11 protein-coding genes are annotated in these 11,859 nt (G+C 56.4%); 5 read left to right on the top strand and 6 right to left on the bottom strand.

Features of this window, described 5'->3' with window-relative positions; genetic code table 11:
* Positions 1 to 175: 175 nt before the first annotated feature.
* On the bottom strand, positions 176 to 1,309 hold the full coding sequence (locus tag SBL51_RS17650; protein ID WP_317932426.1) for a murein hydrolase activator EnvC family protein: 1,134 nt from the start codon (positions 1,307 to 1,309) through the stop codon (positions 176 to 178).
* A 161-nt stretch (positions 1,310 to 1,470) separates the two neighbouring features.
* Here SBL51_RS17650 and SBL51_RS17645 point away from each other — a divergent pair, with 161 nt between their 5' ends.
* The 3 genes from SBL51_RS17645 (at position 1,471) to secB (ending at position 2,901) form a co-directional block, all read left to right on the top strand.
* The gene (locus SBL51_RS17645) at positions 1,471 to 1,881 is read left to right on the top strand and encodes a rhodanese-like domain-containing protein (protein ID WP_317932425.1); all 411 of its coding nucleotides are present in this window, start codon (positions 1,471 to 1,473) and stop codon (positions 1,879 to 1,881) included.
* Positions 1,882 to 1,961: 80 nt separating this feature from the next.
* A complete protein-coding gene (grxC, locus tag SBL51_RS17640) occupies positions 1,962 to 2,231 on the top strand; it encodes a glutaredoxin 3 (protein WP_317932424.1) in 270 nt (89 codons plus the stop codon).
* A gap of 163 nt (positions 2,232 to 2,394) precedes the next feature.
* Positions 2,395 to 2,901: a protein-export chaperone SecB gene (gene secB, locus SBL51_RS17635; RefSeq protein WP_317932423.1), complete on the top strand. Its 507-nt coding sequence runs from the start codon at positions 2,395 to 2,397 to the stop codon at positions 2,899 to 2,901.
* Between the two features lie 33 nt (positions 2,902 to 2,934).
* On the opposite strand, the gene glnG is transcribed toward secB, so the two are convergent.
* The 4 genes from glnG to glnA all read right to left on the bottom strand — a co-directional run bounded on the left by glnG (position 2,935) and on the right by glnA (position 7,756).
* Positions 2,935 to 4,377 carry a nitrogen regulation protein NR(I) gene (gene glnG / locus SBL51_RS17630; protein WP_317932422.1) on the bottom strand — a complete coding sequence of 481 codons (1,443 nt, stop codon included), beginning with the start codon at positions 4,375 to 4,377 and terminating at the stop codon, positions 2,935 to 2,937.
* Positions 4,364 to 5,452: a nitrogen regulation protein NR(II) gene (glnL, locus tag SBL51_RS17625; protein WP_317932421.1), complete on the bottom strand. Its 1,089-nt coding sequence runs from the start codon at positions 5,450 to 5,452 to the stop codon at positions 4,364 to 4,366. The genes glnG and glnL overlap by 14 nt, the downstream gene beginning before the upstream one ends.
* Before the next feature lie 150 nt (positions 5,453 to 5,602).
* Entirely contained in the window at positions 5,603 to 6,133 is a 531-nt protein-coding gene (locus SBL51_RS17620) for a DUF4124 domain-containing protein (RefSeq protein ID WP_317932420.1), read from the bottom strand.
* Between the two features lie 216 nt (positions 6,134 to 6,349).
* On the bottom strand, positions 6,350 to 7,756 hold the full coding sequence (glnA, locus tag SBL51_RS17615; protein ID WP_317932419.1) for a glutamate--ammonia ligase: 1,407 nt from the start codon (positions 7,754 to 7,756) through the stop codon (positions 6,350 to 6,352).
* 467 nt (positions 7,757 to 8,223) lie between these two features.
* On the opposite strand from glnA, the gene thiI reads away from it, so the two are divergent.
* Both thiI and SBL51_RS17605 read left to right on the top strand, forming a co-directional pair.
* Positions 8,224 to 9,687, top strand: coding sequence for a tRNA uracil 4-sulfurtransferase ThiI (thiI, locus tag SBL51_RS17610; protein WP_317932578.1), 1,464 nt, complete (start codon positions 8,224 to 8,226; stop codon positions 9,685 to 9,687).
* Between the two features lie 196 nt (positions 9,688 to 9,883).
* Positions 9,884 to 10,330 (top strand): hypothetical protein, encoded by a 447-nt coding sequence (locus SBL51_RS17605; protein ID WP_317932418.1) that lies wholly within the window; start codon positions 9,884 to 9,886, stop codon positions 10,328 to 10,330.
* Here SBL51_RS17605 and SBL51_RS17600 read toward each other — a convergent pair.
* The gene (locus SBL51_RS17600; RefSeq protein WP_317932417.1) at positions 10,327 to 11,820 is read right to left on the bottom strand and encodes a YifB family Mg chelatase-like AAA ATPase; all 1,494 of its coding nucleotides are present in this window, start codon (positions 11,818 to 11,820) and stop codon (positions 10,327 to 10,329) included. The two genes, SBL51_RS17605 and SBL51_RS17600, sit on opposite strands and share 4 nt — an antisense overlap.
* Positions 11,821 to 11,859: the final 39 nt, after the last annotated feature.

Below are 11,859 nucleotides of genomic sequence, written 5' to 3'. Positions count from 1 at the left end.
TCTCCTAGCGGTGCCTGAGTGCGTGGTGGCCATTCGCTGCGATGTAGCTCTGGTTGTAGAGGCTACCCGCAGGGTCAATTCATCTAGGTTAGAGATCAAGGTGGGGTGAAAGTGCTATAAAAGCAAGCTATTACCGATAAATACGCTCATCCTAAGGCCGGTGGCACTTTTTATTCTAGCCTTTGCACCATAATTTGGGGTTCTGCGGTTCATTATTGTGGCGTATTTCAAAGTAGAGCCCGGCTTGTTTCTGGCCGCCACTGGCGCCGGCTAGCGCGATCACCTCCCCCGCCTTTACCCAATCCCCTACCTCTTTATAGAGCGTTTGGTTGTGGCCATAGAGGCTGACATATCCGTTGCCGTGGTCGATGATCAGTAGCAGTCCCTGGCCGCGCAGCCAGTCGGAAAAGACCACCCGGCCACCGTGGATGGCGTTCACTTCCGTGCCGGCGGATACCTCAATCAGGGCGCCATCCCAGGTGAGCGGCCCGCCTGCAATCAGGCTGCCGTACTGGTATTTGATACGCCCTTTAACCGGCCAGGCGAGCTTGCCTTTCAGCTTCTGTATGGGCTGTAGATCACTGGGGATAGGGATATCCACAATCAGGCGCGAGACCTGCTCAAGCAGTTGCTGCAACTCTTTGCGCTCGGCGCCGAGTTTGGCGATTTTGCGTTCGGTGGTTTGGCTCTCCTGGTCGAGGCGGGCGATGGTCTGCTGGCGGCTTCGGTTGAGGCTCTTCAGTCGCGCCTGGCGCTCCTTCAGCCGCTCGGCCTGCTGTTCCAGAGCAGAGGCCTGCACTGTGATGTCGTCGCTGACCTGGTCGAGTTCGCTAACCGTGGCTCGATACTCACTGATCTTCTCGCTGCGGGCGCGCACGATGTATTCGTGATAGCGCAGGATGCGGGCCACCTGCTGGCTGTCGTCGATATTGAGCAGGGCTTTGAGTTGGCTCTGGTTGCCGAGCTTGTAGGCCGAGGCGAGCTGGTCGGCTACTGCCTGGCTCTGTTCGGCTTTGCGGGACTGGAGTTGATCGCGCTGCTCATGGAGCAGCGCTAGTCGCTTTTTTTGCTGGGCCAGCTCCTGTTCCAGTTGCCGGATTTTTTGAGTGAGATCACCGATTTCGGTTTCGCTGGTGGCCAGTTGTTGGGTGAGCGAATCCTTGGTGCCTTTCACCTCTTTCAGCTGCGTCTGCAGCTGCTCGATGAGTTGCTTCAGTTCGGTCAGTTTGGCCTGATATTCGCTGGCCTCATCGGCGTGAGCGCTGACCACAGCCAGTGCCAGTAGGGGAAGAAGATATTTGCGCAGCATAAGTGCCTTAGTGAATTGCCATTAAGTGCCGTGAGCTAACCAAAACTGAGCCTAAAATACAAATGTTTCCGTCCGCTTCTGTGCAGTTTATCGCCATGGTGTATACTGCCGGCCGGCCCCAAGGGAGGCCGGGAATATATCAATGATAAATTGGAGTTTGCGTGACAAATTTTGTGGCATTTGCAACCGAACAGTGGTTGCTGGTGAGCCTGTTGCTGGCCCTGGTGATTCTCTATTTCTGGAATGAAAAGCGCCGCAGCGGTAATTCCGTCTCTACCCATGAGGCCACCCGCCTGCTCAACAACGACCAGGCTGTGCTGGTCGATCTGCGTGACAGTGGCGACTTTAAAGCCGGGCATATCAGTGAAGCGATCAATATTCCCTACGCGAAATTGAAAGATCGCCTCGCGGAGCTGGCCAAGCACCAGAGTAAAACGGTGATCCTGACCGATAAAATGGGGCAGCACACGGGTGCCGCAGGCCGTGAACTGGTCAAGTTGGGCTATCAGGTGGCCCGCTTGGAAGGGGGTATGGCCGAATGGCAGGCCCAAAAATTGCCAGTAGTTAAGTAATTAAGTCGCTAAATAGCTTTATTGAGTGGTTTGTTCAGCATCGGTTGAATTGATCAGTAGTCGTAGTTACAGGTGAGGATATGTCAGTAGTTATCTACACCACTCGCTTTTGTCCATACTGCATTCGAGCCAAAAATCTGTTGCAGTCGAAAGGAGTGCAGTTCCAGGAGATTCCCGTCGATGGCAACTATCCATTGCGCCAGGAGATGATGCGCAAAAGTGGCCAGTCGACCGTGCCGCAAATCTGGATTGGCGATCTCCATGTTGGCGGTTGTGATGATCTGTATGACTTGGAGCGGGCTGGCGAGCTGGATGCCATGCTTGTCGACGCCGGGCAGCGGGCAGTCTGATAAGAATCGTCTGTTAGCCATTGAAATTTCACAAACCATCCCCACAATTGCCTGAATGTGTGTGAGCGGCGTAAACCGGCTTATCACTGCAACTCGGGCGTTCTCTGCGTAACGTCTGCACCGAGCAATTTTAACCTAGAGTAACAAGGAACAAGGCAGCACCATGGCTGAAGATCAAGCACCATCCAACAATGAAGCCAATTCGTCCACTGAAGGAGCTGCCCAGCAAGTGCAGTTCGCCATGCAGCGAATTTACATCAAAGATCTCTCTTTCGAAGCGCCCATGGGTGCCCAGGCGTTTCGCAAGCAGTGGCAACCGAGCATCAACCAGGAGCTCAACACCAAGGCAACCCGTATCGATGAGAATCTCTACGAGGTGGTGCTGACGCTGACGGTAACGGTAAAACTGGAAGATGAAACGGCGTTTCTGGTGGAAGTACAGCAGGCCGGCGCCTTTACCATTGCCGGTTTGGAAGGTAAGCAACTGACCCAGGCACTGAACACCGCCTGCCCACAAATTCTCTTCCCCTACGCGCGGGAAGCGATCGACAGTACGGTTACCAAGGGTAGCTTCCCGGCCCTGATGCTGCCGCCGGTCAATTTCGATGCCCTCTTCGCCCAGGCGGTTGCCAAGGCACAACAGGAAGCGGCGGCCAACCCGGCCAATTAAATGCTGGTTGCCAGCGCTCGCTAACGGCGGGGATTAATCCTCGCCGTTGTCATCCCCCGCTTCAATCATACCCAGCTCTTTCAACTTGCGCGTCAGGGTGTTGCGACCCCAGCCCAGCAGATTGGCGGCGTCGCGTTTACGCCCGGCGGTATGTTTCAGTGCTGTTTCAATCAAGGCCCGTTCAAAGATGGGTACCGCTTCCGAGAGAATATCGCTCTGACCGCGCGCCAGTGCCTGGTCGGCCCAGTGGCGCAGCGCTTTGTTCCAATCCCCTGAAGGCTCCACTTCACGGCTGTGTTCCATCAACTCCGGTGGCAGATCCTGCACGTGCACTTCGCGGCCGGAGGCCATGACGGTAATCCAACGGCAGGTGTTCTCCAGTTGCCGTACGTTGCCGGGCCAGGCGATGCTGCACAGATACTTTTCGGTTTCGACGGTGAGGATTTTCGGCTCGACACCCAGTTCGGCGGCGGCCTTCTGGAAGAAGTGTTTGGCGAGCTTGGGGATATCCTCGCGCCGGTCGGAGAGGCGTGGAATATGGATGCGAATAACGTTCAGGCGGTGGAACAGATCCTCCCGGAAGCGGTTTTCGCTAACCAGCTCTTCCAGGTTTTGGTGGGTGGCGGCAATGATGCGCACATCCACCTTCACCGGGGTATGGCCACCAACCCGGTAGAACTCGCCATCGGCCAGCACCCGCAGCAGTCGGGTCTGAGTATCGGCGGGCATATCACCAATCTCATCCAAAAACAGGGTGCCGCCATTGGCCTGTTCGAAGCGGCCCTGGCGCTGGCCGCCGGCACCGGTAAAGGCGCCCTTCTCATGGCCAAACAGCTCAGATTCAATCAGGTCCCGGGGGATAGCGGCCATGTTCAAGGCAATAAACGGCTGGTTGCGGCGCGGGCTGTGTTCGTGCAGGGCGCGGGCGACCAGCTCTTTACCAGTACCGGATTCACCGTTGATCAGCACTGTAATATTGGATTGTGAGAGGCGACCAATGGCGCGGAACACCTCCTGCATCGCCGGTGCTTCACCGATAATATCGCCACTTTGCGGCACCTTGGCGGCAGTCGTCTCAGGCACCGACGATTGGCTCTGCTCCTCGGCGTGGGCCAGAGCGCGGCGGGTGACTGCCAGGGCTTCGTCGACATCGAACGGCTTGGGCAGGTATTCGAAGGCACCGCTCTGGTAGGCCGCTACCGCGCTGTCGAGGTCGGAATGGGCGGTCATGATGATAATGGGCAGATTGGGATACTTGACGTGCAAGCTCTCCAGTAGCGCCAGGCCATCAATGCCGGGCATGCGAATATCGCTCAGTACCGCATCGGGTTTGTTGCCACTGGCACTGGCGGCCAGGGCGGCATCGCCGGTTTCGAAACATTGGGTTTCAATTCCGGCCTGTTGCAGTGACTTTTCCAGTACCCAACGAATTGACTTGTCGTCGTCGATAATCCAAACACTGTTAGGTTTCGGCATGAGAAATTTCCATCGGTAAATAAATTGAAAAAATGGTGTTGCCCGGTCGACTCTCGCATTCGATCAGACCGTTGTGCTGATTGATGAGCTGTTGGGAGATGGCCAGTCCAAGACCGGACCCCTCCGCGCGCCCGGAGATCATTGGGTAGAAGATATCTTCAATGATCTCCGGCGGAATGCCGGGGCCGTTATCGAGAATATCGATGCGGCAGACCAGCGGATAACTCTGCCGTCCGATACTGAATTGGCGCTGTATTCGGGTGCGCAGGGTAATGGTGGCTCCGGGTGTGGCCGACTCCGACAGCGCCTGCATGGCGTTACGCACAATGTTGAGCACCGATTGGATCAGCAGCTCCTGGTCGCCGGGCAACTGCGGAATACTGGGGTCGTAGTCCCGCTTGAGCGTTACCTTGTGGCTCTGGTCGGAGCCAATGTTCTCGGCACTGATGAGCGTAGCGACGCGTTCCAGTACCTCGTGAATATTGATTTTGGCCCATTTGGGCAGCTGTCGCGGGCCAAGCATACGGTCGACCAGATTCCGCAGGCGGTCGGACTCATCGATGATGACGTCGGTGTACTCATGCAGCTGTGGGTTGGGCAACTCTCTCGACAGCAGCTGAGCTGCCCCGCGAATCCCGCCCAGTGGATTTTTGATCTCGTGGGCCAGGCCGCGCACGAGGTTGCGGGTGGTCTCCTGGGCGGAGATAACCGCCTCCTCGCGGCTGATTCTGAGCAGCCGGTCGAGGGGTTGTATCTCCAGTGCCAAACCCGGTGGATCCTGAAGTGGGGTGACTGAGTAGTCGACCGTGATCAGCTGGCCATTGTGCAGCTGCCACTTGGCCCGGCGCTTGGTGTAGTGGTGTTGGTAGCGCACCGCGTCTTCCATGGCGGCGATGGCGCTCTCTGTCTCCAAAAAGAAGTTGGTAACAGGGCTTTTCAGGATACGTTCGCCAGACACCGCCAGCAGTGCTTCGGCTGTGGGGTTTAGGTAGCCGATTTCCAGCTTGCTATTAACCACAACCACGGCGGTACTGAGGCTGTCGAGTAGCAATTTATAGTTGGGGTCGGCGCTCATTCTTTCCAAAGTGCTGGTAACAATTCAAGCACAGAAAGCAAGAACCGAACCAAAGAGGTGCACCCTGTGCCGGGTGTTAGCTGTCGATGGTCCTATTGTGGTCACATATACTTTTGTGCGCATTATTGGTGCGCCTTATTCGCTGTCGCCCTAATTTGAAACTGTCGGCCTGATTACATGGATTTGGATGCTTTCCGAGGTGACCACCGTGTCGCCATATTCATCAAGTGCGCGAATGGTCAGTGTGTGGGTGCCGCGATAGATAGGGCTGATAAGAAAGGAGGGGGAGCTGTTTTGGCTGTAGCTGTCGCCGTCCAGCAGTAGTTCGAAGTGCAGCGGTTCCCGGGCGCCAGGTGAAAGGTGGCCGCTAACCATCACCTCTGTCTGGCCGGGAGTAATGGTGGTGTCGTGCTTGGGGTGACTGATCTCGAGGATATACTCCGGCTGTTCGTTTACGGCTTTGCGGCTCGAGGTGCTGGATACGCTGGGTGCCGGCTGGGTATTGATGGGAGGCAGCGCTACCGGCTCGTCATCGGATGATTGTGGGCTATCTGAGTAGAGCACGTTACCGGCTTCGTCGACATGCTTGTAGACCGTGCTCTGGCTGTAGCCCTGGTTTGTCCAGGCCAACAGCAGGGTGAGGCAGGTGCAGGTGGTGAGGCGAAGCGCGAATCGAGTCATGGTGTGTTCTCTTGGCGGCCCAAATTGGCATTTAAGGCAATGTTAGTGTGCTGGTGAAGGCAATGCCACCTTAATATGAGCGATAAATTTGTGCATAGTTTCGCAGTCTGGATTCTTGGTTGAGTGCCATAAATAGTGCATAAAAAAACCCCGGTGTTGGCCGGGGCTTTTTTTTGCCAGAGCCAGGCTCTGACGTGGTGCATTCACCAATAGGAATTAGCAGCTGTAGTAGAGGCCGAATTCCAGTGGGTGAGTGGTCATGTTGATCGCTTGGATATCTTCTTTTTTCAGTTCGATATAAGCGTCAATCATGTCGTCGTCGAATACGCCGCCAGCTTTCAGGAACTCACGGTCGGCATCCAGAGCTACCAGTGCTTCTTCCAGAGAGGCACAAACAGTTGGGTACTCGGCCAGTTCTTCCGGCTCCAGGTCGTACAGGTCTTTATCGGCAGAATCGCCAGGGTGGATCTTGTTCTTGATGCCGTCCAGGCCAGCCATCAGCAGTGCAGCAAAGCAGAGGTATGGGTTGGCGGTGGAGTCTGGGAAGCGGGTTTCGATACGCTTGCCTTTCGGAGAAGAGACAAACGGAATACGAATAGATGCAGAACGGTTACGGGCAGAGTAAGCCAGAATAACCGGAGCTTCGAAGCCAGGTACCAGACGCTTGTAAGAGTTGGTGGAGGCGTTACAGAAAGCGTTCAGTGCTTTAGCGTGCTTGATTACGCCGCCGATGTAGTACAGAGCCAGTTCAGACAGGCCAGCGTAGGCGTCGCCTGCAAACTGGTTGGCGCCATCTTTGGTGAACGATTGGTGAACGTGCATACCGCTACCGTTGTCGCCTACCAGAGGCTTAGGCATGAAGGTGGCAGTTTTGCCGTAAGCGGCGGCAACATTGTGCACGGCGTACTTCAGAATTTGTACTTCGTCGGCTTTTTTCACCAGGGTGTTGGCGCCAACACCGATTTCACACTGGCCGGCGGTAGCCACTTCGTGGTGGTGTACTTCGATGACCAGACCCATGGCTTCGGCGGCGTTACACATGGCGCCACGGATGTCGTGCAGGGAGTCGACAGGGGGCACTGGGAAGTAACCGCCTTTGATGCCAGGACGGTGACCCATGTTGCCATCGGTCAGTTCAACGCCAGAGAACCAGGCTGCCTCTTCAGAGCCGATTTTGTAGAAAGCGCCAGACATGTCTGCGCCCCATTTGACGTCGTCAAAAATGAAGAACTCAGGTTCTGGACCGAAGAAAGCGGTGTCGCCCAGGCCGGTGCTTACCAGGTAGGCTTCGGCGCGCTGTGCAATGGAGCGTGGGTCGCGGTTGTAGCCTTCGCCGGTCAGAGGCTCAACGATGGAGCAGCGGATAATAACGGTGACTTCGTCGGTGAACGGGTCCAGGAAGCTTGAGGAATCGTCAGGCATCAGGATCATGTCGGATTCGTTGATGCCTTTCCAGCCGGCAATGGATGAGCCATCGAACATTTTGCCATCGGTGAAGAAGTCTTCGTCAACTTCAGAGGCTGGGATGGTAACGTGCTGCTCTTTACCTTTGGTATCGGTGAAGCGCAGGTCGATCCATTTGGCTTCGTTATCAGTAATGAGTTTCAGAGTCTGCTCTGACATGTATTCCTCCAAAATGGCTGTGCCAGATATATATAGATGGGTGTAAAGCTTATAGTTGGCGCTTACTGCCCGGTGTAATGGTGTGTGATCTTCCCCTAAGTGTGCACCTCTAGCTAGAGGTTTGTATTGGGTGCATCATAATAAGGCAATCTCTGTGCCATCCGCCGGCAGATGAAGCGTTTGAATAATTCTTCGAAAAATCAACGTGTGGGTTTGTACTTCGAAGGGGTTGCCTGCATCGTATTGGGGCTGGTGTTACATGGTTGCACCAATAGCGACCCTATATAAGGGGGCAGGCGAGGCTGGCGTTGGCGGCCCATGCTAACCAATCGCCGGCCCGCTGAAAAGAGCCTGTTGCAGTGATATTTTTCGGCTCGGTTTATGGCGGATGGATGAGTGTGGGCCTCTGCTTTAGAGGTGGTTGGTTTATACTAGGCGGCTTTGTAACCATCGACACGCCAGACGTTATGCACTTCATTGTTAAGTTGTTTCCCGAGATCACCATCAAAAGCGCGCCGGTGCGCAAGCGTTTCACTCGTCAGCTGCAGGATAACCTGCACCACCTGCTGCGCCGCCTGAGCCGGGAGCTCTCGGTGCGCCGCGACTGGGAGAAGCTGGAGATCTCCGGCCCGGACGATGAGGAGCTGGAGGCTAGGGTCAGCACTGTGTTGGCGCAAACCCCTGGTATCGCCTTCTTCTATGCCGTTGATGCCTTCGACTTTGCTACCCAGGACGATATCTACCGGGCAACGGCTTCGGTATGGGGCGACCAGCTTGCCGGTAAAACCTTCTGTGTGCGCGTTAAGCGCAGCGGCAACCACGACTTCGCCTCGATTGATGTGGAGCGTTATGTCGGTGGTGGTCTCAATCAAAACTGTGTGACGGGGGGGGTGAAGTTAAAGGAGCCCGATGTCACGGTAAAGCTCGAGATCAAAGATGATCGACTCTTTGTTGTGCGCCAGGAGGTTCCGGGCTTGGGGGGCTTTCCGCTGGGTACCCAGGACCCGGTGTTGTCGTTGATCTCCGGCGGCTTTGACTCCACGGTGGCCAGCTATCTCACCATCAAGCGCGGTCTGCGTACCCACTACTGCTTCTTTAATATGGGTGGGCGCGCCCATGAACTTGGCTGTAAAGAGGTGGCCTACTATCTCTGGCAGAAATACGGCGCTTCCCATTTGGTGCGGTTTATTACTGTGCCGTTTGAGTCGGTGGTCGCTGAGATCCTTACCAAGGTGCCGCCCGCCAATATGGGTGTAATCCTCAAGCGGATGATGCTGCGCGCCGCCAGCCAAATCGCCGAGCGGATGAAAATCCAGGCGTTGGTCACCGGCGAAGCGGTGGCGCAGGTCTCCTCACAAACCCTGACCAACCTGGCGGTGATTGATGAGGTGACCAATACCCTGGTGCTGCGGCCACTGATTACCACGGACAAGGGCGATATCATCAAATTGGCGCGGGCTATCGGTACCGAGGAGTATGCCGCCAGCATGCCGGAGTATTGCGGGGTCATCTCCAAAAAACCGACCACCCGGGCCAAGTTGGAGCGGGTGCTGGCCGACGAGGCGCTACTCGATTTTGCAGTGCTCGACAGCGCCGTAACCGAGGCCAAGGTGGAGAGCATTATCGACCTGCTGACCCCCGCCGAGGAGGTGCCGGTCGATGAGTTCGCCTATGTGCCGACGGCGGCGGTGGTGATCGATATTCGTCATCCCAATGAGCAGGAGGTTAAACCATTGCTGATTCCAGGGGTGCAGGTGCTGACCATACCCTTCTATCAGCTAGCGCGTTCGCTGGAGGAGCTGGCGCCCAAGCAGCAGTATCTGCTCTATTGTGATCAAGGGGTAATGAGCCGTTTGCATGCCGGAGAGTTGGCGGCCGAGGGGCATATCAATTTTGGGGTCTATCGGCCGGCTGCCGATGCGGGGCAATAATGTGTGGGGCCATGCCTATAGCATACCTATAAATAGAGGGAGTGCTGGTAATGGCGGGCCCGCTAGTCATCGCCTAGCCGGGAATTATCGCAAAGCCCGCTGACTATCTGCGAAAGCGTCTAAACTTGAAGCGGCGCTTTCTGTTTTCCATCGGTTTGCAGTCGTGCCCGTTATTAGCCCTAAACTAAGGTCGTCAATGGCACGTAAATCGAAAAACAACCGTTCCCAGCTCATCATTATTCTGGTTTTTGTCTGCCTGGTATTTACCTCGGTCGGCATTACCTCGTTCACGGTGCTCAAGTTCCAGGGCCAGGAGACAGGCGCTGGCGGCTATAAAAATGTCACGTTGACCGATGCCTATCTAGTCTGCGAAACCAAATTGAAGCAGTACGTTGGCGAAAGTCTGCACAGCTACGGAATCGATGACCTTTCCACCCGTTATGACCAGGAGCGAAGCCTCTATCTGGTCTTCTTTTCTGCCCAAATTCGCAACAGCAAAAAAGGTGAGAGCACCAATAACTACGTGACCTGTCAGGTGGATGGGCGCGGAGCGATTGACGATTTTTGGGTCAGCGTTGAGCGGGAGGATGGCGATGGGGTTCATCGCAGGGATAAAACCAACCCCTTTGGTTATGAGTTCTAACCGCCGGCAATCCGGTCGAGTTGGCGGTAGCCAATAGCTTCGGCCAGATGCCCCCGGCTGATATCGGCATCATTGGCCAAGTCGGCAATGGTGCGTGCCACCCGTAAAATGCGGTGGTAGGCGCGGGCCGATAGGCCCAACTTGGTGGTAGCCGCCTCAAGAAATTGCGCCAGTGGCGTACTCAACTGGCAGTATGCCATCAGCTCTGAGCCACTCAACTCGCTGTTAAGCTTCCCCTGTCGCCCGTGCTGCACCCCTTGGGCGGCAATAACCCGCTGGCGCACATCGGCGCTGCTCTCCCCCTCTGGCAACGATTGTAACTGGCTTGGTTTGAGCGACTTTACCGGTACATGCATGTCGATTCGGTCGAGCAGTGGCCCGGAGATTTTGGTGCGGTAGCGGCGAACTTGGTCCGGTGTGCAACTACAGCGGGGTTCCGGGTAGTGGCCGCAGGGGCAGGGATTCATCGCCGCCAACAGTTGGAACTGGGCGGGGTAAGAGACCCGGCGGTTGGCGCGGGAGATATCGATTCGCCCAGACTCCAGCGGCTCGCGCAGAACCTCCAACACCGTTCTTTGAAACTCCGGCAACTCATCCAGAAACAACACGCCATGATGGGCAAGTGAGATCTCCCCCGGCTTGGGGTTACTGCCACCACCCACCAGGGCAACCGCCGACGCGGTGTGGTGGGGGTGACGGATGGGCGGCAGCCCCTGAAAGCTACGCGGCAGGCCGGCGACCGAATATACAGCAGCCACCGCGAGCAATTGCTCTTCTGACAGTGGTGGCAGAATACCGGGTAGCCTGTTAGCCAGTAGCGTTTTACCGGTGCCGGGTGGCCCATAATAAAGAAGGTTGTGGCAGCCGGCGGCGGCAATCTGCAGTGCCCGTTTAGCCTGTTCCTGCCCGCGAACGTCCTGTAGGTCGGGGCCATTGGGCTGCTTGTTGAGGGGTTGCGGTGATGGTGTCGGCAAGCGATGCTGGCCGCGCAAATGCGCACACAAACTGAGCAAATCGCCAGCCACGTAGGCGCGTAAATCAGAGACCAGTGCAGCTTCATCGCCATTGGCCTGGGGTAGGTAGAGCTCTCGCCCCAGTGCCTTGCAGGCAATCGCCGCCGGAATAGTTCCGGTGACCGGCCGCAACTCCCCGCCCAGTGCCAACTCCCCTAAAAACTCCATGCTCTCCAGTCCGGTGGCTGGCAGTTGATTAGAGGCGACCAATATCCCCAGGGCGATGGCTAGGTCGTAGCGCCCGCCCTCCTTGGGAAGATCGGCGGGAGCCAGATTGATGGTGATGCGGCGGGCGGGGTATTCAAAATGGCAATTGAGCAGTGCGCTGCGCACCCTTTCTCTCGCTTCTTTGACGGCGGCCTCGGGTAAGCCAACGATGGAGAGTCCTGGGAGGCCGCCGGAGAGGTGAACCTCGACGGTAACCGGTGGTGCGCTAACGCCCAGCAGGGCGCGGGAGTGGATGATGGCAAGGGACACGAGTGAGCGGCTCTGGCTTAGGCATGGAAGACATGCAGT

It is taken from the genome of Halioxenophilus sp. WMMB6 (genome assembly GCF_033283405.1).
GTDB lineage: Bacteria > Pseudomonadota > Gammaproteobacteria > Pseudomonadales > Cellvibrionaceae > Halioxenophilus.
Note: the sequence above shows the minus strand (reverse complement) of the source record. Positions and strands in the feature narration are given on the sequence as shown.

Excerpts from the sequence above, each read along its gene's own strand:
- SBL51_RS17605 (WP_317932418.1), top strand. The coding sequence starts at position 9,884 with ATGGCACGTAAATCGAAAAACAACCGTTCCCAGCTCATCATTATTCTG.
- glnG (WP_317932422.1), bottom strand. The coding sequence starts at position 4,377 with ATGCCGAAACCTAACAGTGTTTGGATTATCGACGACGACAAGTCAATT.
- SBL51_RS17620 (WP_317932420.1), bottom strand. The coding sequence starts at position 6,133 with ATGACTCGATTCGCGCTTCGCCTCACCACCTGCACCTGCCTCACCCTG.
- glnA (WP_317932419.1), bottom strand. The coding sequence starts at position 7,756 with ATGTCAGAGCAGACTCTGAAACTCATTACTGATAACGAAGCCAAATGG.
- glnL (WP_317932421.1), bottom strand. The coding sequence starts at position 5,452 with ATGAGCGCCGACCCCAACTATAAATTGCTACTCGACAGCCTCAGTACC.
- SBL51_RS17650 (WP_317932426.1), bottom strand. The coding sequence starts at position 1,309 with ATGCTGCGCAAATATCTTCTTCCCCTACTGGCACTGGCTGTGGTCAGC.
- thiI (WP_317932578.1), top strand. The coding sequence starts at position 8,224 with ATGCACTTCATTGTTAAGTTGTTTCCCGAGATCACCATCAAAAGCGCG.
- grxC (WP_317932424.1), top strand. The coding sequence starts at position 1,962 with ATGTCAGTAGTTATCTACACCACTCGCTTTTGTCCATACTGCATTCGA.
- secB (WP_317932423.1), top strand. The coding sequence starts at position 2,395 with ATGGCTGAAGATCAAGCACCATCCAACAATGAAGCCAATTCGTCCACT.